General features: G+C 46.3%; 18 protein-coding genes, 1 tRNA gene and 1 pseudogene. 6 read left to right on the forward strand and 14 right to left on the reverse strand.

What is annotated here, in order from left to right; all coding sequences use genetic code 11:
• Positions 1-87: 87 nt before the first annotated feature.
• Positions 88-864, reverse strand: a complete 777-nt coding sequence (locus tag SIB68_RS03145) for a 16S rRNA (uracil(1498)-N(3))-methyltransferase (RefSeq protein ID WP_063398055.1) — start codon at positions 862-864, stop codon at positions 88-90.
• An 8-nt stretch (positions 865-872) separates the two neighbouring features.
• The gene (locus tag SIB68_RS03150; protein WP_011130165.1) at positions 873-1,322 is read right to left on the reverse strand and encodes a DUF3531 family protein; all 450 of its coding nucleotides are present in this window, start codon (positions 1,320-1,322) and stop codon (positions 873-875) included.
• Positions 1,323-1,439: 117 nt separating this feature from the next.
• Here SIB68_RS03150 and SIB68_RS03155 point away from each other — a divergent pair, with 117 nt between their 5' ends.
• Positions 1,440-2,072 (forward strand): ABC transporter ATP-binding protein, encoded by a 633-nt coding sequence (locus tag SIB68_RS03155; protein ID WP_063400551.1) that lies wholly within the window; start codon positions 1,440-1,442, stop codon positions 2,070-2,072.
• A gap of 376 nt (positions 2,073-2,448) precedes the next feature.
• Here the strand turns inward: SIB68_RS03155 and SIB68_RS03160 are convergent, their stop codons facing one another.
• From SIB68_RS03160 to SIB68_RS03175, 4 genes are all read right to left on the reverse strand, one after another.
• Positions 2,449-3,144 (reverse strand): CPP1-like family protein, encoded by a 696-nt coding sequence (locus SIB68_RS03160; protein ID WP_063400552.1) that lies wholly within the window; start codon positions 3,142-3,144, stop codon positions 2,449-2,451.
• Positions 3,145-3,182: 38 nt separating this feature from the next.
• Entirely contained in the window at positions 3,183-3,434 is a 252-nt protein-coding gene (locus tag SIB68_RS03165) for a hypothetical protein (protein ID WP_041374804.1), read from the reverse strand.
• Positions 3,435-3,510: 76 nt separating this feature from the next.
• Entirely contained in the window at positions 3,511-5,226 is a 1,716-nt protein-coding gene (locus SIB68_RS03170; protein ID WP_081215523.1) for a peptide chain release factor 3, read from the reverse strand.
• A gap of 378 nt (positions 5,227-5,604) precedes the next feature.
• Positions 5,605-6,285 carry a class I SAM-dependent methyltransferase gene (locus tag SIB68_RS03175; protein WP_063400715.1) on the reverse strand — a complete coding sequence of 227 codons (681 nt, stop codon included), beginning with the start codon at positions 6,283-6,285 and terminating at the stop codon, positions 5,605-5,607.
• Between the two features lie 126 nt (positions 6,286-6,411).
• On the opposite strand from SIB68_RS03175, the gene nrdJ reads away from it, so the two are divergent.
• The 3 genes from nrdJ to SIB68_RS03190 all read left to right on the forward strand — a co-directional run bounded on the left by nrdJ (position 6,412) and on the right by SIB68_RS03190 (position 9,809).
• Complete coding sequence (nrdJ, locus tag SIB68_RS03180; RefSeq protein WP_196757136.1) at positions 6,412-8,754, forward strand: ribonucleoside-triphosphate reductase, adenosylcobalamin-dependent; 2,343 nt, start codon at positions 6,412-6,414, stop codon at positions 8,752-8,754.
• Positions 8,755-8,926: 172 nt separating this feature from the next.
• Complete coding sequence (locus SIB68_RS03185) at positions 8,927-9,193, forward strand: spectrin repeat-containing protein (protein ID WP_011130172.1); 267 nt, start codon at positions 8,927-8,929, stop codon at positions 9,191-9,193.
• 358 nt (positions 9,194-9,551) lie between these two features.
• The gene (locus SIB68_RS03190) at positions 9,552-9,809 is read left to right on the forward strand and encodes a hypothetical protein (RefSeq protein WP_063400554.1); all 258 of its coding nucleotides are present in this window, start codon (positions 9,552-9,554) and stop codon (positions 9,807-9,809) included.
• A 43-nt stretch (positions 9,810-9,852) separates the two neighbouring features.
• Here the strand turns inward: SIB68_RS03190 and SIB68_RS03195 are convergent, their stop codons facing one another.
• Positions 9,853-10,305, reverse strand: coding sequence for a hypothetical protein (locus SIB68_RS03195; RefSeq protein ID WP_063400555.1), 453 nt, complete (start codon positions 10,303-10,305; stop codon positions 9,853-9,855).
• Between the two features lie 258 nt (positions 10,306-10,563).
• Between SIB68_RS03195 and SIB68_RS03200 the strand changes: the two genes are divergently transcribed.
• Positions 10,564-10,650 (forward strand) — tRNA-Ser (locus SIB68_RS03200).
• A gap of 97 nt (positions 10,651-10,747) precedes the next feature.
• Here SIB68_RS03200 and SIB68_RS03205 read toward each other — a convergent pair.
• The 3 genes from SIB68_RS03205 to SIB68_RS03215 all read right to left on the reverse strand — a co-directional run bounded on the left by SIB68_RS03205 (position 10,748) and on the right by SIB68_RS03215 (position 14,593).
• Positions 10,748-11,761, reverse strand: coding sequence for a fatty acid desaturase (locus tag SIB68_RS03205; RefSeq protein WP_413681914.1), 1,014 nt, complete (start codon positions 11,759-11,761; stop codon positions 10,748-10,750).
• 904 nt (positions 11,762-12,665) lie between these two features.
• Positions 12,666-13,409, reverse strand: a complete 744-nt coding sequence (locus tag SIB68_RS03210) for a type 1 glutamine amidotransferase (RefSeq protein ID WP_063400716.1) — start codon at positions 13,407-13,409, stop codon at positions 12,666-12,668.
• Between the two features lie 770 nt (positions 13,410-14,179).
• The gene (locus SIB68_RS03215; protein WP_063400557.1) at positions 14,180-14,593 is read right to left on the reverse strand and encodes a hypothetical protein; all 414 of its coding nucleotides are present in this window, start codon (positions 14,591-14,593) and stop codon (positions 14,180-14,182) included.
• Positions 14,594-15,544: 951 nt separating this feature from the next.
• On the opposite strand from SIB68_RS03215, the gene fldA reads away from it, so the two are divergent.
• A complete protein-coding gene (fldA, locus tag SIB68_RS03220) occupies positions 15,545-16,069 on the forward strand; it encodes a flavodoxin FldA (protein ID WP_063400558.1) in 525 nt (174 codons plus the stop codon).
• 445 nt (positions 16,070-16,514) lie between these two features.
• Here fldA and SIB68_RS03225 read toward each other — a convergent pair.
• The 4 genes and pseudogenes from SIB68_RS03225 to SIB68_RS03240 form a co-directional block, all read right to left on the reverse strand.
• Positions 16,515-18,097 (reverse strand): annotated as a pseudogene (locus SIB68_RS03225) (iron uptake porin).
• 347 nt (positions 18,098-18,444) lie between these two features.
• Positions 18,445-19,374 carry a polyphosphate kinase 2 gene (gene ppk2 / locus SIB68_RS03230; RefSeq protein ID WP_063400559.1) on the reverse strand — a complete coding sequence of 310 codons (930 nt, stop codon included), beginning with the start codon at positions 19,372-19,374 and terminating at the stop codon, positions 18,445-18,447.
• 132 nt (positions 19,375-19,506) lie between these two features.
• Entirely contained in the window at positions 19,507-20,829 is a 1,323-nt protein-coding gene (locus SIB68_RS03235) for an ATP-binding protein (protein WP_063400560.1), read from the reverse strand.
• Positions 20,829-21,554, reverse strand: coding sequence for a response regulator (locus SIB68_RS03240; RefSeq protein WP_196757129.1), 726 nt, complete (start codon positions 21,552-21,554; stop codon positions 20,829-20,831). Before SIB68_RS03240 ends, SIB68_RS03235 begins: the two co-directional genes overlap by 1 nt.
• Positions 21,555-21,656: the final 102 nt, after the last annotated feature.

A 21,656-nucleotide genomic window follows, 5' to 3' on the forward strand; every position in this document is an offset into this window, starting at 1 on the left:
AAGGTTTGCTTGAAAAAGACGCCGATAAGCGCTGACATTCGTGAGTAAAAACGCAGCCGCGAAGATCAAAAACAAGCCTGAAGGAATTCAATCAGATCTTGACTGATCTCTTGACAAGCTGATCCGTCGACTTGAAACCATTGTTTGAGCTGCTGCCACAGCAGCTGTGCAAGTGCGCAGGATTGAATCTCCCAACGCCACAGGCACCCAACCGGCGGCCTCAGCGGCACACTCTTCAAGTGGGCTCCAACCACCCTCAGGACCAATCGCAACTGTGACTTGGTTGATTTCTGGGGTCAATCCTTCCATCAAAAGTTGTAGATCAATCAGTCCCTGCCGACGAGTGGTGGCCAAAGCAAAAACTGCATGATCTGGTGGACTTTTCCACAAGGCTGAAGCTTCTGCTATGGGCAAAAGTTCTGGCTGCCAAAGCTGCTCAGATTGCTCAACTGCTTCCCTAAGGATCACCTTCCATCGCAATGGTCGCTCCTCCGCCTGAGGAGTACACCTATCAGAACGTAGAGGCTGAATCAGGTTGACGCCTAGTTCACAACTCATCCTCAAAACCTCCTCAAAGCCACGCTTTGGGAGAACAACAGCCAAACCGAGTTGTTGACGATGGCGAGGTTGTTGTAGAGAAGGAGACGAAGGTGACGTGTCAAGTTTTAAAAAATCACCTGCTTGTAGATGGGCCTCCCAGAAATGGCCAACACCATCAACAACCGCAACCGCTTGCCCATTGCGAAGGCGAAGCACTCTGCGCAGGTAATGGACTTCGTCTTGCTTGAGAGATAACAAATGGTCAGAAGCAGTGATTGCATCAAACCGCTGCGATTCAACCAAAAGGCGCCTGAGCTCAGCCAAGAGACTTCTTAGGCCTCCACAGGGAAGATGCTGTCGGGATGGGGCTCAACAGGCCAGTCATCATTGACACCACCAATCAACACTTCATCCAACTGCACCACATCGGAGTCAATTTGTTGGAGAGCGTTGATCAGGACATCAAGTGCAACAGCATCACTTGTACCAAGATCAACCCAACAACGTGCCCAGCAGCCTTGATATTCCAACTGGCCCATGTTGTGCATCAGCGCAGGGATCACGGATCTGGCGTCTTCATTGTCGTAAGTGATCCAGCTGAGATCCGCACCTTCCTCATGGACTTGTAGGTTCTCAGCATTAAATCCACCCAAACGGCCAATCACGTACCAACTATCAAAGATGCCATCGACGTAATTTTGCTCACCCTGGCTTGGTACATCGGCAAAGTGAAGCCATAGCCAACAGTTGAATGGATCAACCTCGCGGAAACGAACGTCCATGAAAGCTCGACGATGGCTGCATCATCGCGGCATTCGACAGATCCGTCTGCATAAGCAAGCATTCATCAATCAAATTGGAGGATCATTAGCTGCTGTGAGCAGAGAAGTGAGGTGCTCATGCTGGAGCTGAAAGACATTCAATACCGTCCCTCAACATCTGAAGAACCTGTGCTGCAGGGAGTTGATCTCCTTGCTCATGCGAGCCAACCCGTTGTAATAGCTGGCGCTAGTGGAAGTGGCAAAACCAGTCTGCTAGAGGTGATAAGTGGACTTGCAAGTGCTCAACAAGGCGCCATTTACTGGGAACACAAACCCTTAAATCAGCGTCAACGACGCTGGTTGTGTGGGGTCGTCTTTCAATTCCCAGAGCGGCACTTTCTTGGATTAACTGTTGCCCAGGAGCTGCGCTTAGGGCATCGGCGACTCACCAGTGTGGAACAAACACAAGCGCTACAAAAGGTGGGACTGGCTCAAGTCGACATGAAACAAGCACCGGAACGTCTCAGTGGAGGTCAACAAAGACGGCTTGCCCTTGCTGTTCAGTTGCTGCGCAAGCCAACCATTTTGCTGCTTGATGAACCCACCGCCGGGCTTGATTGGTCAGTACGTGATGAGGTATTGGAACTGCTTTCCAAGCTTGCACGAGAACAGTTGTTAATCGTGGCCACTCATGAGCCAGAACTCTTTGTGGGCTTGTCAAGTGCAGCGTATCGGCTCGATTCAGGTCGGCTTCATAAGCTGCCTAAATAACTCTTAATCAACTTAGATGACTAGCTGCCTTCGCAATCGAAAGTCACAGAAAAGCAATTCACAATGGCCAACCATTGATAAGCAACGCCTCAAAAGCGAATTGGGTCAGCGATCTATAAATATCTTCCCGATCTTTAAATCAATAGGTAGTTGATGAAGTAAATAATTACTTCCAAGGCGGCTTGAGCGCAGAAAAGTATTGGAGCACTAAGTCTTTTTGCTGAAGAACTCAAAAGCATTCTTCAGGAAGCTCGCAATATAGAATTAAACAACAACTCAAAAGGAATATTTAATTGCTGGCAAAAGTGAATCAAGAGCTTTTTATCAGTTTATTATATGGTGAAAACAAGCCATTGTTCGCATGGGTCTTATCTACTCAATCCAAAAGGAGTGCACCAGCCCAAAGCAACAACACTGTTGGCACCGCTTCAAGCTGGTCTCCTGTAATCGGCAGGGTAACGCTTGGTAAAGCTGTCATGGCTTGCAGGAGGAGTCCCCCAAGAATCAAGCCGCTAGCAAGTAAGAGAACACTCCAGCCCAATGATGCAAGTGGGCGACGACCTCGTCTGATCTGACTGAGAAACAGAGCAATTGTAGAAACAGCAAGGATAAGCTCCGTACTTCCAACAGGAGCAACAATCACAAGCAATAAGGCAAGTCCTCCCAAGACCAATCGAACCGTGAGGCCCTGTCCTTCAGGTAGAGAGAGATTCGGCCAGAATTCTCCTGATTTGTTGTTAGCAGCTGATGAATTGATATTGCGTAAACGTGTAAGCAAAGCATTGCTTCCACCACTACGAGCAGCTGTCTCGACCTGCAGCTCCTCTCGCTGAGAGGCATTAACTGCAGCATTGCTCACTTTGCCAAGCTGACGTTCCTTGAGACTGGACATGAGCACAGCGTCATAAGACGCTTCAACCCTTGCCCTGGCTTGAAGGTCATCGCCTACCTCTAAAAGCCGCTTTTCCTTTGCTTGTTGCACAGATTCGAAGCTGGCTCCTGGTTCAAGACCAAGGATGGAGTAGGGATCCTGCGACCCTGGATTCGAACTGGAGCCGATGCCCGAGGCCATGGATCTACGAGAACTACTCTGAGCGTATCGAGACCAGCTCAAAAGAGGGGTGAACCATAGCGATAGCCATGGCTGTTCTGGAGCTGTTTGCAACAAACCAAAGCCTCTTGCTGTCCCATCCACTGCCTACTCTTGAGCAACGGCATCTGTGGTGGAAGGTGGAAGCCAACAAGCATTTCAACCCTTTCAGGTTGATCATTGCAGCTTGCAGCACGAAAGCAAACGTACTCAGTGCCACCATCAACACAGGGGCGTATCAGCCATTGGTTGTCCACTACCACTGAAAACATTCTTTAACGATTCTGGCTAACTAGAGCAGTGAATCGCGAGTTCTTTTCGTCAGGAAAGCAGATTTAGGCCCAACGCTCAAAGGCTGATCGGCTCTACACCACTAACCACAGGCGCAACAGCACTAAGTTCCAACGCAGGGTGATCATCAAGAAGCTGGTTAAGGTTCCACTCGTTCTTGAACAAGAGAACAGGACGCTGCCAGGCATCCTGAACGGTCTTGCAATTAAATATCCGTCCCATCTCATCTAGAGCAGGCCAACCATCACTGACCCACCGTGCCACCTGGAACCCCATAGGTTCAAGACGTGTCTGAACGCCATATTCGTTTTCTAAACGATGCTGAACAACATCAAGCTGCAACTGACCTACTGCAGCAAGAATCGGATCCCGCTTACTCTGATCAGTATCGTAGAGAATTTGTACAGCCCCTTCCTCTCTTAACTCATTGACTCCTTTACGAAAATTTTTAAATGCTGAAGGATTCGGGTTACGTAACCAGCTAAATATCTCAGGACTAAAGCATGGTATTCCCTCGTATTCAACTCTAGAGCCTGTATACAGAGTATCACCAATCGCAAACATACCAGGATTGTTTAGACCGATAACATCACCTGGATAGGCATCATCAACAACCGAACGTTCTTGGCCAAATAACTTCTGTGGGCGAGATAGACGTATGGATTTACCGGTTCGTGCTAGGCGCACCGTCATATCCTTTTCAAAACGTCCGCTGCAGACCCTTACAAAGGCAACACGATCACGATGACGAGGATCCATATTGGCCTGTAATTTGAAAACAAAGCCACTAAAGGACGGTCGCAGAGGATCAACAGGGCCCTCACTTGTAGAACGAGCTACCGGACGCTGCGCCATCTCAAGAAAGGCATCAAGGAAAGGCCTTACCCCAAAATTGGTCATTGCTGAACCAAAAAACACAGGTGTCAACTCGCCTGCATGGACTAATTCCAGATCAAGCTCTGCACCTGCTGCTTCCAAGAGCTCTAACTCTTCCAAAGCTTGGTCCAAAAGCTCCTGCTCGACAAGGCTTGGCAATTCCGGATCGTCAAGGTGAAGGTGGCGTTCACTGGCTTGCCTGCCCCTTTCTGCTCTTGTGAAAAGAACAACATTTCTAGTTCGACGATCAATAACACCACGAAACAACTCCCCACTACCAATAGGCCAATTCACGGCCCAAGGTATTAGTTCCAACTCTGCTTCAATCTCATCCAACAGCAACAGAGGATCCCGCCCTGCACGATCCATCTTGTTTATGAAAGTAAAGATTGGAATGTTTCTCATTCGACATACCTCAAACAATTTTCTGGTCTGAGGTTCTAAACCCTTAGCTGCATCCTCCAACATCACTGCATTATCTGCAGCCGCCAGGGTGCGATAAGTGTCTTCGGAAAAATCCTGGTGTCCGGGGGTATCAAGAAGGTTAATTGTGTTATCTGCATAATCAAACTGCAGCACGGTGGAGGTGATCGATATACCCCGCTGCTTCTCCAACTCCATCCAATCGGAGGTCACCTTGCGCTGCTCACCGCGGGCTTTAACAGCCCCTGCTTGCTGGATCGCACCTCCGTAAAGCAACAATTTTTCTGTAAGGGTGGTCTTCCCCGCATCTGGATGGGAAATGATCGCGAAATTGCGGCGACGGCTAATGGCCTCAGCCAACGAGGCCTCAAGGACTTGATCTATATCGATTGAAGAGCTCGAATCAATCGGCGGGCTCGTGGAATCGGGAAGAGAGGTCAAGCTGTGACGAAGATCTGGCGGGTGCAAGTGCATATTAAAGGTGCGATAAATGATCAAGCCTTTGACTGGGTCTAAGATTCATAAGACAAGGAATTCACTTCGCGGCAGGTGTAAAGGTGATATTTCAGCCTCTGTCAATGATTGATTGTGATCAGTTTTTCAATCTCAACTCATCTCAGTGAGAAAAACTGGTTTGGCAAAGTGCTTAAGCGTACTCAATCATTCTGATCCATCGACGCAACCAAGATCATCGATTTCTAGTACTGAGCCCTACCTGAGGGCCATGGCACCAACACCAACGTTGATCTCAATACTTTCTTCAGCGACAACTCAATTCAATGGGAAAAGACTTGCGCCCTCACTTGTGAGAACGGGCGAGAAGGCCTCATAAATGAAACTGACCCTATGCACTTAGATCGTGCCAAATACGTCGAGATACCTGTCCTCAACTTCGATCACATGCAAATGATCTAGACCTGCATGAACAAGCTGTGACTGCACCTCTTCCAAGGTGAAGGCTGCGTGCAGAGACGCCAAATAATCACGAATCAAAATAGAGGGTGCTTCCTGCATGTGTTTTTGTTGAAGCGCAATAGCATTTTTCGTCGATAAGGGTCGACGCAAATCGCGATGAAAAACAAACGCACCTGGGGCTGCTAAATACTTAGTGACCTGCCATAAAAGATTTGGGTCATGAAGGTGGTGAAGCAAGCTATTACTAACAACGAGAGCAGCCGAACATTTCAAATCGACGCATTGGTTCACGAGTGATGAAAGATTGGAACAGCGATAGGTCAGTCGCTTAAGTTCAGCGGCCATCGCTTTTTGCCGTTGCAAAGCGTGATCAAGCATCGCTTGAGCACCATCAATGCCCAGCACCATCACATCAGGCCAGAGGCACTGGAGACGCTCGCAAATATTTCCAGGTCCACAACCAAGATCAACGATCATGCTGCCTGGAGAAGGAATCTTGCACAAGCTGATCAGATACTCCTGCAAGCGTTCGATCAATGCCTCATCACCACAGGAGAAATCTGCTTCGGCATAGGCCTTGGCCTGAAGCGGATCATCCATTAACTCCGGCTCAGGCAAACGCTTCACAAGATCTCAATCAGATTTCTCACTAGTCTCAGCCAGGCACTGTTGATGGTGTTACTAAAGCTTGCAGACACCATGAGTGGCGGTAGCGTTCCCGTACTTATCGGCATAAGCCAACCTATGACCCTGACTTCGAGCAGACCTGAGATAGCAATGACAGCCTTAGAAGCCAGCGGACAACGTGGTGATTTCCCTGCTACGGCTCCAGCCGCTAACCCGGTTTTCTATCGCACTTACAGCCGCCGCACCTCGTCGGGACGAGAAAGCTGGAACGAAGTCAGCACACGCAACCTCCAAGGACTGCAGCAACTCGGCAAACTCAGAGCTGAGGAGGTAGCGCTGATGTCGCGCATGCAAGCCGAGAAAAAGGCTCTCCCCTCTGGTCGTTGGCTATGGATCGGTGGAACTGATTGGATCGAAAGAGCAGAGAATTTCTCAGGTGCCTACAACTGCACATCCACCAACCTGGTGGACTGGGAAGCCTTTGGTCTAATGATGGACCTTGCGATGATGGGCTGCGGAACTGGTGCTGTCATTGAACCTCACTTGATTGATCAGCTTCCGGTGGTTCGCAACCCCATCAAAATCGTTGGCGTCACAGATATTGGCCTAACAGCAGCACATCAAAGACAAGAGCAGACAACGCACAGCATTGAAAACGACAACGTCTTGATCAAGGTTGGAGACACACGTCGTGGCTGGGTTGACAGCTATCAGTTATTACTCGAACTATGCAGCGATGAGCGCTTCGCTGGACGAACCATCAATGTGAGTATTGACCTTTCAGACGTAAGGCCAGTAGGCGAGACTCTCAAGGGCTTTGGTGGAATGGCCAATCCAGTGAAGCTGAAGGATCTTTATACCCGTGTCGCTCGACTGCTTGGTAAAGCAGTCGGCCGTCGCCTCACTTCAGTGGAGTGTTGCCTCTTAATCGACGAAGCCGCAGTAACGATCGTGGCAGGCAACATTCGCCGCAGTGCTGGCATGCGTCAGTTCTCGGCGGAAGATCTTGCAGCTGCAGAGGCCAAAGAAAATCTCTGGCAACAAGATGCCGAAGGTAATTGGCGCATCGATCCCGAAAAAGATGCGCTACGCATGGCCAATCACACCAGGGTTTACCACAACAGACCGAGCCGATCGATTGTGGTTGAAGCCGTAAGAAAACAATTCCATTCTGGAGAGGGTGCCATTCAATTCGCACCAGAGGCCATTGCTCGCTCCAATGCAGACCTGCTCACCACACAAGAATTACGCCAGGAATTCATTGGGATCTACTGCGATCAGGGAAAAGACGAAGCAGGTCGCTGGTTGCAGACCAACCACGGTCCGATCGATGCCAGCGAACTAGAGCATCGACTAGGCCGCTATGGCCTAAACCCATGCGGGGAAATTCTTGGAGCCGACTTTCACTGCAATTTGGCCGAGATCCATCTCAACCAAATCGACCCTTGCGATGAAGACGGTCAAGCCGATGCTTTCAAAGCTGCTGCTCTATCTGTTGCCTGCCTACTAAACCATCGCTTTGAAGTTCCCAGATATCGCCAAAGCCGTGCCTGGGATCCAATTGTGGGCGTGAGTTTTACTGGTTTATTTGACTTCTTCGTCCATGCCTTCGGCACTGCCTGGCTCAGATGGTGGGAAAACGGTCGACCAGACACAGATGAAGGTCGCCAATTCAAGCAAAAGGAAGCATCCTTTTTGATCCGTTGGAAAAAAATAGTCAACGAAACTGTCTGGGACTATTGCGATCGCCACGAGTTGCGTCGCCCTAGCCGTTGCACCACAGTTCAACCAGCCGGAACGAAAAGTCTGCTTACAGGAGCAGCGCCGGGATGGCATCCTCCTAAGGCCCAGCGTTTCATTCGTCGGATTACCTTCCGCAAGAATGATCCAGTGGCGATGGCATGTATGGACTACGGATACACCGTTGTGCCGTCTCAATCTGATAAAGATGAGCAGGGTCGCTTGCTGGATGATCCATTTGATCCTCGCTGCAGCGAATGGTTGGTTGAAATCCCCACGGAAGTCAGCTGGGCCAACCTGCCTGGAGCCGATGCTGTCAATATCAATAACTTCTCAGCACTAGCTCAATTTGATTTCTACATGCAAGTGCAAAGCCATTACACGGCCCACAACACTTCAGCGACGATCGAACTGCGTGAGGATGAGATAGAGAGTCTGGGAGAAGCATTGCATCAGGCCATTGACAACAGTGAGGGCTACATCTCTGCTGCGCTGCTTGCTCGCTTCGATGCCCACAATGCCACCTTCCCGCGCTTGCCGTTTGAACCGATCGATGCAAACACATTCGAGCGCCTGCAAGCAGAGGTGGCTAATCGGAGGGTGAGGAGCAACTTCTTCGAAGCTCTTCACTCCTATGACCAAGGTGAACTGATGGAGGCGGGGCCGGCAGGCTGTGACTCAGACAAATGCCTACTTCCACTTGCCAAACCTGGGAGCTGACAAAAACGCTGATGGGATCCGTGCTGGATGGTTCACCAGGACGGATCTCTAGGCAAGAAGCATAAAATTCTGACGAAACCAAATCAATTGGTTGGTAAAGACCATTGCAACCAAAAGCGATAGGTGGCTATTTATGGGGTAAGGCAAGTTCGATCTACACCTACTTAAGCCAATGAGCACTGCCAAGATCAAGGTCAATGCGATGAGTAAAAGCACACGCGAAGCAATAGTCGACAAACTCAGGGCTTGTCAAACAGATGAGCAGTTACTTGCATACGATGCTCAATTCAATATTGAATCCAATACAGGTCCCTTATATCTGGTGATTTGCGAATTTCTGCATAATCGCACCATCTCTCGTGCGATCGCCGCCAAATGGCTAAGGACACTACTGGAAGACCGCGAAAATAAACTTCGAATGGTGAGTGTAAAAACCTAAAATATTGCCTTAGATACACGTAAACACGATGCTCATGAACCTGAAGAATGATAGACAGACCAACACATCAATAGTTAACAACTTTTCAATAGGAGTTTGACAAGAAGAATGAAGCAGAGACTCCAAGAAGCATGGAATTTATTCTGTATTTTTTACATCACTGATCTCTACGTTGGAAAACCTATCAATCACATGCCTCGAACAAACTCAAAAAAAAGGTTTAAAAAACTGATATAGCCTTAATCGTCGGATAAATACATTAATCATCCTCCTATCAAATTAATTGATTGATCTTTGCGATGGCTAGAGATAGGCAAGTAGCCTTAGGGTATTACTATTAACCTGCAACCATACAAGCATGAAGCCCAAAATTGTTGATGGACCAAATCAATCGAAACGAGGAGAAGAGTTTTCCGCTTTAGCAAAGATTTTTGCTATTGGGGTTGCTCCGCGTGGAATCATTGCAATCGGCATCGTGCCGATGGGCCTTGTAAGTATTGGAGTGGTATTCATGGGTTTAGTGAGCATTGGCTGCGTAGGCATGGGAGCCGTTAGCGCTTGCCTGGTAGGCATGGGGATATGGGCTACGGGAATGAATGTTATGGCTGCTTGGTAAGCAAGACTAATCAGAGTACATAGAATATTGGTTAATAGGCATCCTATTCAGCTCTATTACAAGCCAAGCAGCCACCATTGATTCGATAAGGAGAAAGGTGACCATTAAGACAATAAGTGCCTCTGAAAAATTTCTTTACTCCAATTTCCCTAGCATGAGCATCAGTTAAGGGAAGTTTTAGCCATTGATCTGGAACCTTACCTGCAAGATTCTTTCGATTAATTAGCGCCTGCTTTCTTCTTAAGTTCTCCTCACGATCATTCTTATCACAAACAGCCTCAGTTGTGAGTTCACGAGAACATTCAATGCATTCGGTAATATTCTTTTTCTTTCTCAACCGATGAGATAAAGAGTCACTCGGAACTTCACGTTCATTGCCGCAGCTACAACGGCACCACCAATAGCAATTGCCTGCTGCGGTTCTGCGATCGGACGCACGAACAACAGTTAGGCGACCATAAACTTCTCCGAGCCGATCTCGAGGCTTACTAGGCATCAGTAACTTCTCAAGTCATGCATTGGCAAACATAATTGGTCAAAGGATCTGAAAGCAAATCAATAGGCTGACATATCGATGGAATATAGTCAATACACCTCTACGATATAAATGAGATATTGCTTTTGCCAAAAAAGGAGAGGTTAAGAGATTACCCCAATCAAAGATCTAGGCACAAAACCTTGGATGGTGCATTTTCAAGCAAAGGCAAATGTCATGGTTTAAAATATCAGAGCTGACTTGATCGAGTCAGTTGAGGGAGAGGTGGTCGAGTGGTTGATGGCTCTGGTCTTGAAAACCAGCATGTCCGCAAGGGCATCGTGGGTTCGAATCCCACCCTCTCCGTTTTAGTTACCTTAATATCAGATGATTAGATTTCAAAACAGTTTCTATGTTGATTGTGTTGAAAGTAAATAGAATATCTAATTTTAAGATAGCCTAGTCAAACTGGTTGTAGATTTGCCTCTGCAAGTGTGACTAACTTATTGGAGTCTGAGTCCCAGAGAATATAAGCAAAGCAATCTGGTATGTCTGTAATGCGTAATTTCTTTGCTCGATGCAGAAGTGCTTTATTATGCGTATGGCATGCCTTCAATCTATAATTAGGTATACGCTCGCAAAGATGATGAATGCTGTGGAAAGAAATATCTGCAAAAAACCAATTAAGCCATAGTGGAATATCTAAATTGCTACTCCCTTCAATTGCTGCAGCAAAGTAGCTCCAGTCGTCATTACCATGAGCATAGGAACCTTGGAAATTATGTTGAACAAAAAAGATGCAAATAAAGATTGCTGCCGAAGCTGTCATCACCAAAGAGTAACAAGTCCAAAACAGGCCGACTCCAAGCCATCGACTCATTAATAACCAACTTGCTAGTACTAAGAGATTATTGGCCAGAAGATCAGCTAATTCTCCTGAGGTATACCAATAACTTGACTGATGATTCAGTAATTGAGAGCGAAAACTATTGATACTTTTCCATCCATCATCTCGAAGACCGACAACAAATTGACTGCACTTAGACCAACAATATTCTGCTAATCCCAGAAGCAAGGCCAATCGAGGTTTGATTATGAGGTAAAAGAAACCACCAGGAAATAACATCAATGGGTGCCGACTTATAAAATAAATAGTCTTATTGATTTTGGATAAAGATTGATACTGAGCAAGAGTTAATAAAGCTGAAGGGCCTCGATAAAGCTGCCAATTTCCATTGTGCTTATGATGATATGCATGCCCTCTTGACCAAGGGTGCTGAGGTATCGCATTCAGCACTCCAAGAAAAAAACCGGCCGAGCGGTTCAGCCATCGGGAGTGAAAAAGAGAACCATGTCCGCAATCATGCATTAAAGCAAAGCAGCGAGACGACAGCAAAACCAACAGGACAAGAACAATGAGTAATTGAACAGCCTTCAGGCCAACTGGAGAGGATGCATGCCCAATCAATGAAACCATCAGCCATAATCCAGCGATCGGAACAAGAGTGGAGAACAACTGCCAACAAGCCCAAGGGTCACTGCGTAGCAAGTAGGGCTCAATGACGAAATCAGTCCTGTTTAGAGGCCTGTTATCTGGTTGGATTGGTGGATCGTAGGATTGTGTTGGGATCTGGCTAACGTTTGAAGTCTCCCTCTAATATGCCACTTTTGTCAGCAAACTGCGCCTTTGCATAGAGGTGGGTGTAATCGCTAAGCGGGTTAAACACATATGGGGCAACTGATCTGTTGATGATGGCTAGGCAAGCAGCGCCTAAAAAGTATAGAGAACTTCATTGAGTAACAATATAGGAGAAGCAGAGATCCATGCCAAATACTCATCAAATAAATATATTGACGATAAGGTATCACGATTTAAAGCCATATAAGATCAGGCTATAAATCGATTGTGATTCATATGCGAATCCAAATTAGAATGTCAGCGAAAATTTCCAAAGAAGTCATGCTGAGGTTGCAAAAATAATGCCATAAAGACATAATCATCAAGACAAAGGCAAATCCTCACTGGCCTGCACAAGGGGTAGTGCCAAACACAATCAATAGGTAAAGACAGTGATCAATACTAGAATGGGACACGAGCAGGAAAAATGAAAGGGCATCTTAAGACTTTCGCGGATACTTCTTTATTTTAAAGAATACAGCCAAGCATGAATCAAGCTGTCAACGTGAAAAACATGAGAGCCAGCTAATACTTGCGAGAAAACAATGATTCGCGCAAGATATATAGTCTATCTAAAGTCTAGCAAGAATGCAATCGCTATATATACAAAAAGCCTAGAGACTGGTTTGTTAAGTTTAAATTGATCAATTAAACATTAAATAGTTAAGCTTCTGAAGCAATAGATTACAGAATATCTGATGATCTAAAAATGTGATGGCCAAAGCTCGCGAAATAAATCTGAAAGTAGCTTTAGCCGCCTAGGTCTACTGCTACTACTATAAAATTGCTGCTGATCACGCAAAATATCTGCTGCGTTATCGCCAAGGGCTGCACAGATGAAATCATTGTCTTCAGCAATCCAACGAAAAACATCTTCATCCTCGACTTCTAGATGAAACTGGAGGCCATAAGCCAATGGGCCAATTCTGAACAATTGCTCACGGCAGCGAAGACTACTGGCAAGAACATTGGCATTTGTAGGCAGAATTATCCTGTCGCCATGCCAATGCAAAACATCCAGTGGCTGGATTAAAGACCTGATGACTGACTGATTTCCTGCCTCGAGCGTGGATGTAATTGGTGCCCACCCGACCTCCGCAAGTGGTCGCGGTGGATCGCCGCCCAAGAGCGGTTCAACGCCACCACCACAAGCATGTGCAAGTAACTGTGCACCAAGACACACACCAACAAAAGGGATCTGATGCTCCAAGGCTTGTTGAATTAAAAGAACCTCATCCTCTAACCAAGGGAAGGCTGGGTTATGCAGATCGCCTACGCCCATCGGCCCTCCTAGGACCAGCAAACCATCTCCTTTAACCAAAGAAGGCAAAGGTTCCCCTAGGTCCACTCGGATGACATGGACTGCCATCCCGTGTTTTTGTGCAAGGTCTTCAAACAAACCAGGAGTTTCACGGTCTAAATGCTGAACAACAAAGAGGCGAGTCATTTGCATAGAAAATGAATTTGTTACACTAATATTGTTGAGGTTAACTGCTACAGCAGTACCAACAGCCTGATTGATAAGGGTCGGCTGCTGAAACGAGCTCAATAAACAAATAAATGCAACTCAAGTAAGAAAAAAGAGTGGCTATAAAATAATAACTTGTGTTTATCAATGACATTTACAGCAGGCAAATGTGATTTATTTTAGAATCACGAAAAGCAATAAGGTCATTGGACGAAAGCATTGCGCACAGTATTTGAACCATAAAAAGATATAAGCTGCTGATTGCATAATAATTCAGCGCCTGTCTGGAGGATTTACTCAGCATCATAATGAGCATGAATGATCTTAGACCTGCAAAGTGACAGAATCAAGAAGGTGATTAGAAATGAGCGAGTGGTTCGAGTGAAGTTCACAGGGGAAATAAGGTATAGACTAAGTAGGAATATTTTTCAATATCGGGGATCTGAAAGTAACATCTATTAGAAGATCATGAAGGCCAAATGATCTAAGCACGTAATATCTAATACAAAGATTGTAATCAATCAAAAATTGATAGGATTCACAGCAGAAATCATTTTTTATCTTGCATCTATGATCGACAGTTCGCCTTCATGAAAAAACATCTGTTGGGATGCTGTTTTAAGTATGAAAATCAATCCTTTTAAGTAGTTCAATATTGATGAATAGACCAAGAAATACAGAGTTGACAGTGATAAAGTATAAAATAGTAATAATAAATAATCCCAGAATATATTTGCTTAGCCGACCCATTACCAAGCCTTGAAGCTAACTGGCTGATACTTGGCAAACTCTAGGGTCCAGCCTCTATCGGCTATTTTTTTCAAATCCAGAAGGAAGCTCGAGAAGTCCCCGTTTTGGATCCAGGCTGCCTTGATTGCGGGTAGATCCTCCGGTAAACGCTCCATTGGCAGTTCTACAAGTAGGAAGCTGTTTGCTCCAACAGCTCGGTTCAAGGGGCCGTCATCTGTACGTTGCCATATGCGCAGCAATAATTCCAAAGCAAGGGCCTTGCCATCATCTGATGGCATGTCATGACGCGCCTGATGACCATCAATGTCCACATTGCTAGGTGGAAGAGACTGTGATTTACCTGAAAGTGGTAGTGAACGCTTACCATTTTGCTCAAGCAAGGCCAAGGCGATTAGATAGGGAGCATCTGCCATAAGGCATCATCGGATCCTCCATCATGACGGGTTAACAGGCCTGCAATGGCAAGAAAAGCAAAAAGGCTTTATTGAAATAACTCTAAGGAGAAATTGCCAAATCCAGAGAGTGCATCAATTCCTTCATCCAGATTGAATAATGAGGGAATGCTGCCATGATTTGAATTAATGATGAGTACGAGGATGGACAACCCAGAACGGCCTGTATGGATGAACTGGGCTTTCCTAGGTATATTTCTTTGGACCAGCTGGCAGTTAGCCGGATTTTGGATGGAACGCCTCAACGGATAAGCCACCAGCTGAGTTAAAGCACAAAGGTATAAAGATTGCTGCCTGTAGAGCACAGCTCAAAAGAATCCTTTGACAATAATCCCAATAACCATAGTTAATGTCATGATTTCATTACCCATGAGACATGACTAGAATAAGGTCAATAAAAGCATCATTGAATTTAAGTCATTAAAAATTAAACAAACCAAGCGATAGTGAATAAAAGCTGTCAACAGAGGTTTATCATATAAACAAAACTATAATTAATATAAGAATAAACAGAAAGGCGTAACAACATATACTGCAGAAGACGCAAGGTCATGCTGAAGGAATATAGAATATGGGCTTGAAGGAACATAAATTACTCATTTGATTCAAATCCTGCAGCTCTTTAAAGGCTCATCTAGCCAGAGGCTCATTCAATTAACAAGCCTCACTAATGATTCAGTTTCTTAAAAAGACAAGGTTGAACAAATCATTGCCTATTCTCACCCTAAATTTCATAAAAAACCACATTTCCTTCATTTACAAAATGCCTGCAACAGAGCTTGCTTGCAAAGGAAAATCTTAGAGCCATCTAGAACAACCAATATGTTGTATAAATAAGCACGGCATTGAGTTAATAATGGACGACATAAATAAGCCTTGATGAATTAAGACTAGTTTGCTTTTATTGAATCCATGGCTGTCGGCATCTACTTTGCAACAACAACAGGTAAAACTGAGGATATTGCTGATCGGCTTCATCCTCTCCTCAATGGCACTAATACACCTCAGGATTTGGCTGAACTACAGGACTTAAGCCCGCTAAACGATTTAGATGCGATTATCTGCGGTATTCCAACATGGAACACAGGTGCAGATAGTGAACGATCTGGTACAGCGTGGGATTCAATGCTCGAAGGCATCTCCAAGCTAAGCCTTAGTGGTAAACAAGTCGCAATCTATGGGCTCGGAGACTCATCGACTTATACCGAAAACTTCTGTGATGCTATTGAAGAATTGCATCAGTGCTTCAAAAATGCAGGAGCGACAATGGTGGGATATGTCTCAAAAGATGGTTATACATTTGAAGATTCAAAGAGTTTAATAGGGGACAAGTTCTGTGGTCTACCCCTCGATGAAGATAGCGAATCAGACATGACGGATGATCGACTGATGTCATGGGCAATTCAGCTCAAGCAAGAGATACCTGCGTTAAATTAATGATACTTACAAAATATCTCTATTTAACAAGAGATCAAAATTGCAAACAACTCGTCCACTCTTTTTCACATATCATAGATCGATTAATGGCCTGGTATTAATCGATGAAGAAATAACATATTTCATCACCACAGTAAAGATAAAATAATCAAACATCTCTGATTAATGGTTTGCTCTGAGATTATTAGATTGTTTGTGAGCTTAATCAGGCCTGCTAGTGCCTTAAAACGATAAGCAGGATACTCTATTAAACATTAAATTCGCTAGGTTCTCTTAATATGAAGCGTGTAATGCCTATATGGATTAAACAAATAGTTCATCATGTAAAAATTGCAAACGCCTTTTGCAATAGACAATTGAATATGAAAGAGTGTAAAAATCCATGGATTATCTTCTGGAACAACTTTGAAATATCAACCTGATGATGCAAGTCAAAGCTTGCGATCTAGAAGCTGAATACACCACCAAACTGGTTGAGTGTTTCATCAGTATCCATAAGCCCTGAGGCAGGGCGGCTCAGATAGAAGAGGCTGGGGTAACAACAATGTTGTCAGTCGCCTGCAACTTATACCAAAGCTCTGAAACATAGTTTCCATCATGAGGTGTGCCACCACCTTCAAGCCTGGTTGCGAATGGTGCCTGGCCGATCGCGAAACCACCAGCGTTACCTTCAACAAACAGATCATTCCATTCGAGACCAACCATCCAGGACTGCGACTGAGAAACTTCTCCCTCGTAAACATCATCGTCATCGTCAAAGCTGGTTGAATTGATGCCCCAGCCAAGGCTAACTGAAGGGATCCAACCATTCTCTTGAGGCATCCAGTATGCAGACAATGCGAAGGCATTTGTATAACTGTCGGTTCCAGAAGTGAATCCGTAGCTATCAGCTACATCCATACTCGAGTAAAGGACAAGATCATTATTTTGAAGATAGCTATAGGTCGCAGCGACACCCCACTGCTCATCGATATATCCGATTTGAGCAGTTCCTGTTCCAGCTGAACAATCATTAGCTATGCCACCACAAAGATCATCATTGGAATTGAGATCACCGTTACGTCCATTGGCAGCGACATAATTGACACTGATTGCCCAACCATTGTTCTCCCACCAAATGCCAGCCCCCTGACCCAGGTTTTTGTTGAAAGCACCAGCTGATGCACCAGGTAATGTGACGACATCCAAAACCGTTGAAGATCCATCACTTGCATAGGCCGTTGGCCAAATTGCAAGCATGTCTTCCTGGCCAACGATTGCGCCAAGAGTTGCGGTGAAGCTCTCACCAATCGGGAATTGGTAGAAAATCTTGTCGATATACACGAGATCGGCACCAGTTTCTGACTCAGACGCAACTTCCAAGGTCGAGAGGTTTGTGGGTCCATCTCCTCCGAATACAGTCTTTCCGAAGTTACCTGCACGCAAAGTAGTAGACAGTGAGTCCTTACCTGTAAAGCTCGTGTTCAGCAAAAGCTCAAGGTCATAGTTGAAGCTGGTTGCACCCCACTCTTTGTTATAGATATCTCTTACGTCGTCAACTGAGCCACCAAAGCTATTTGCACCGAGAACAAAGGAAGCCTGACCAACAAGCTTGGTTGTTGTCGAGAACTGAGTGGCTTCGAGTTCACCAACGCGGGCTTCTAGGCCATCAACACGGCCCTTGAGGATGGCGAGCTCCTGCTCGAATTCGTTGAGCAGACGACGCAGCTCGTCGGTGACTTCAGTGATGCGATCGAGGCAGGCATTCAACAGAGCAGCCGCTTCAAAGCGGGTCATTGCTCTGTTGCCCAAGTAGCTACCGCTTGGATAGCCAGCGACACAGCCGTAGCGCTCAATCAGGTTGCTCAGAGCCTGATAAGCCCAGTCGGTTGGGTAAACATCTTGGAATTGGGAGATGCTGGTGACCTGCTCGCTGGAGGCCGAATAATCGGACACACCTTTGATGTCTAGGTCTGCGGCATTAACAGCCATTGGGGCCATCAGGCCCAAGGCAGCAGGTGCCACCAGCAATTGCTGGAAGAGCTTCATTTAGTTCCTCACACAGATAGGGGAGAAAGGCGGATGATAATGATCTGTTATTAGCATTAGCCTTTGAAAGACCATTAGTGCCTATACCGACAGAAATTGCGATATTATCAAGGTCAAGAATCGAATTCTGCATGTAACACTTGACATGCAACTGAAGGCGCTCTAATCAATGAATCTCTACGAAAGACCTGGCTTAATTATTGGTTAGACTTGAAAGCTAGCCTTGTAAAAATAAAACTATCGGCACATAGGCAAAGCCATCAAATTCTGCAAGATAGTATTGAGAGTGAGGAGTACTGACTACTATGATAGAAACATTATTAATGGGAGGAATCCGTCCAATAATATCAATCATAAGGATAGGCATTGGGTACAAAAAACTGCTCATTAATTGGTGGGCGCTCATATTCACCCTGTTCAGGCCTAGCTGGAAGTTTGATGGCCGGCGGTGTCATGTCTTCCCAGGGGACCTTGCTGAGCAAATGCCGAATACAATTTAGACGAGCTCTACGTTTATCATCAGCCTCTACGGTGAACCATGGAGCTTCAGGAATATTGGTGTGAGTAAACATCACATCCTTTGCTTTGGAAAATTCAACCCAACGATTACGAGCCTCAAGATCCATCTCGCTAAGCTTCCAACGACGCGTAAAATCGTTAATCCTTGACTGGAATCTGGCCTCCTGTTGTACATCACTAACTGAAAACCAATACTTGATTAAAAGAATGCCACTTTGTACGAGCATCCTTTCAAATTGAGGACAAGCTTCATAGAAGCGATCTAGCTCATCTTGTGTACAAAAACCCATGACCCGTTCCACTCCAGCGCGGTTATACCAACTGCGATCAAACACGACAATTTCTCCAGCGCCAGGGAAATGATCAACGTATCTCTGGAAATACCACTGGGTCTTTTGTTGATCTGATGGAGTTCCCAAGGCCACAACACGGCAACCTCGGGGATTCAAAGGTTCTGTCAATCGTTTGATCGTGCCCCCTTTACCAGCTGCATCACGACCTTCAAACAGCACAATCATGCGAAAACCAGTGGCTTTTATCCAGTACTGCATCCTCACCAAATCAGACTGAAACTTCTTCAATTCAGACTTATATAGCTTCTTGTTGAGACGTTGAACCCTTGAATGAAGACCATCTGAAAATGCTGATGGATGTTGGATATCTTGATCAGTAGTATCCAGACTTTCCATATCCAGCTCACTGATTTTCTCTGGTGACACAGAAGCCTTCTTCTGTTTCTTGTTCTTGTCTTTGCCCATTCAATCTTTCTAGCAAAGCAAACTTGTATTGCCTGCTAAAGTGACAAAAAGAAAACATCAATCAAGTTTTCTCAATCCTTGAGCAATCTGACATAAACAATTGAGAATATCAACGGCGTTTTACGCCAATGACTAGTCAGGAGGATCAAAAGGCAATTGAAGCCTTACGGCAAATCGACCAGGTTGATCTTCAGTGGTTCCGTCAGAAGCAACAAAACTAAGTTGGCCTGCATGTCGACTAACAACATGAGCAACGATCGCCAACCCGAGGCCGCTATGCCCCTGTTCCCGGCGTGATTCATCCAAGCGTTGAAAAGGTTGTAAGGCTCGCTCCCACTGATCCATTGGCATGCCTTTCCCCTGGTCCCAAACTTCGATGTGATAGCTGTGTTCAAAGCCACGCAGCGTCACATTCACGGGGGCTAAACCGTAGGTAAATGCATTGTCGATGAGATTGACAACTGCTCGTCCCAAGGCAACAGGCCTCACCTTGGCCATAAGAGGCTGAAGATCAAGCCTCAGCAAGTCGGCAGAATGAGCAGCGCAGACCTCTGCCATCCACGCATCTAGAGGCAACTCCACCAAGGCTTCGCTATCACCACCACCGGCAAAAAGAAGAAACTGGCCAGTAATTCGCTCAAGTGACTCTAAATCCCTTGAACATTGCTCACGATCCTTAGCACTGAGGGATGGCAAAGACAGCCGAAAACTGAGTCGAGTTATGGGGGCTCTCAGATCATGGGCGATGCCTGCAAGCATCGTTGTCCTTTCACGGCGGTTGGCCGATAAGCGTAAAAGCATGGCGTTGAAACGTTGTGTGAGGCGTTGAACTTCAGGAGCTCCAACTGCTGTTACAGCCTCAGGATCAATACCATCGCCAACACGAGCGAGAGCCCTTTCCAGCCCCCTCAACGGTCGATCAACCTGAAAGAGCAGAAAAAGACCACCACAAATCACCACGGCACCAACCAAAGCCAGCCCAAACATGATTGGCTCCGGTGGCCAACCAAACGCGGAACGCAGTCCAACTCGGAGCCAAACGGGCTCTAAAGGGGAAATAAGTTCAATCCAAGCTCCACGTTGCGCGCCTTCCGCCGAGAAAGGAATCAAAATTGGACAATGGGAGAGTCGTTGGCATAGCTGCCTCTGAAGCGCATCTGTTTGCCGCTGAAGAGAATGATCAAATCGGGGCGGATCTGGTGGTCGTTCGATCACTGCTAGATCCAGCCCTGTTAGCTCAGAAACCAAAGCAGGGGGATACCGCTCAAGAGCTAACTCAGTAAGACGAACGTTGAGTGATAGATCACGACCAAGTTGAACGGTCTGAAGCATCTCTAACTGTCGGCCAAAGAGCACCTGCAAAACCAATAAACAAAGCGCCCAACTGCCAAGAACAACGCCACTCCAGCCCAAAGAAGTGAACACGATCGCCGACCTGCGTTGTGTCCGCGTCATCAACGAGACCTGGGCTCACCATCAGGGACAAAAACATATCCATAGCCCCATACCGTCTGGATATAGCGAGGTCGACTGGAATCGGGTTCGACCAACCTTCTCACCCTCGAAACCTGAACATCCATGCTTCGACTATCAGTATCACAAGCTGGCCCACGTGCGAGTTCGATCAATCTTTCCCTAGAAAGAGGGCGATGAGGATGTTGTACAAATGCGGACAACAAGCTGAATTCTCCACTCGTAATTACAACTGGAGAACCATTTTGGGTCAGGGTACGAGCGGAAAGATTCAACACATTCCCACCAAAAACCACATCGCTACCCTCTGCTAAAGGGGTGCCAGCAGGAAGCGCACAGCGCCGTCTCAAAACGGCTTCAATACGAGCAGAAAGCTCTCGTGGAAGGAATGGCTTGCCGAGGTAATCGTCTGCACCTTGCTCGAGACCGATGATCCGATCAACGGCCTCCCCCCTCGCGGTAAGCATCACAACAGGCAAATCGTCCCCTGCATCACGCAAACGACGCAGAGCGGAAAGGCCATCATCACCCGGCAGCATCAAGTCAAGGACAACAAGATCAGGTCGTTGAAATTCCAACCGTGCTTCCAGTTGCTTGACATCGCTGAGACAGCGAACGTCATAACCCTGGTCAATCAGATAGGTACCCACCATCTGACGCAGTTCTGGGTCATCGTCCACAACCCAGATCATCGAGGAGCGTTCCATCACTATTGCGTGTTCTAGAAGCCACTGTTCCTCGATGGTATAGACAATCTCTATCGCTTTTTCTACAGGGGTTGGAGCATGTCACAGCTCAAAGAGCTTTGG

Source organism: Prochlorococcus sp. MIT 1323, from assembly GCF_047304905.1.
Lineage (GTDB): Bacteria > Cyanobacteriota > Cyanobacteriia > PCC-6307 > Cyanobiaceae > Prochlorococcus > Prochlorococcus marinus_D.

Bases quoted from the DNA above. Each gene is read 5' to 3' on its own strand.
- SIB68_RS03165 (WP_041374804.1), bottom strand. From the start codon at position 3,434: ATGTTTTCAGTGGTAGTGGACAACCAATGGCTGATACGCCCCTGTGTT.
- fldA (WP_063400558.1), top strand. From the start codon at position 15,545: ATGGCTGTCGGCATCTACTTTGCAACAACAACAGGTAAAACTGAGGAT.
- SIB68_RS03190 (WP_063400554.1), top strand. From the start codon at position 9,552: ATGAAGCCCAAAATTGTTGATGGACCAAATCAATCGAAACGAGGAGAA.
- SIB68_RS03170 (WP_081215523.1), bottom strand. From the start codon at position 5,226: ATGCACTTGCACCCGCCAGATCTTCGTCACAGCTTGACCTCTCTTCCC.
- SIB68_RS03240 (WP_196757129.1), bottom strand. From the start codon at position 21,554: ATGGAACGCTCCTCGATGATCTGGGTTGTGGACGATGACCCAGAACTG.
- SIB68_RS03155 (WP_063400551.1), top strand. From the start codon at position 1,440: ATGCTGGAGCTGAAAGACATTCAATACCGTCCCTCAACATCTGAAGAA.
- ppk2 (WP_063400559.1), bottom strand. From the start codon at position 19,374: ATGGGCAAAGACAAGAACAAGAAACAGAAGAAGGCTTCTGTGTCACCA.
- nrdJ (WP_196757136.1), top strand. From the start codon at position 6,412: ATGACCCTGACTTCGAGCAGACCTGAGATAGCAATGACAGCCTTAGAA.
- SIB68_RS03215 (WP_063400557.1), bottom strand. From the start codon at position 14,593: ATGGCAGATGCTCCCTATCTAATCGCCTTGGCCTTGCTTGAGCAAAAT.
- SIB68_RS03160 (WP_063400552.1), bottom strand. From the start codon at position 3,144: ATGGCCTCGGGCATCGGCTCCAGTTCGAATCCAGGGTCGCAGGATCCC.
- SIB68_RS03210 (WP_063400716.1), bottom strand. From the start codon at position 13,409: ATGACTCGCCTCTTTGTTGTTCAGCATTTAGACCGTGAAACTCCTGGT.
- SIB68_RS03150 (WP_011130165.1), bottom strand. From the start codon at position 1,322: ATGGACGTTCGTTTCCGCGAGGTTGATCCATTCAACTGTTGGCTATGG.
- SIB68_RS03195 (WP_063400555.1), bottom strand. From the start codon at position 10,305: ATGCCTAGTAAGCCTCGAGATCGGCTCGGAGAAGTTTATGGTCGCCTA.
- SIB68_RS03235 (WP_063400560.1), bottom strand. From the start codon at position 20,829: ATGACGCGGACACAACGCAGGTCGGCGATCGTGTTCACTTCTTTGGGC.
- SIB68_RS03205 (WP_413681914.1), bottom strand. From the start codon at position 11,761: ATGGTTTCATTGATTGGGCATGCATCCTCTCCAGTTGGCCTGAAGGCT.
- SIB68_RS03185 (WP_011130172.1), top strand. From the start codon at position 8,927: ATGAGCACTGCCAAGATCAAGGTCAATGCGATGAGTAAAAGCACACGC.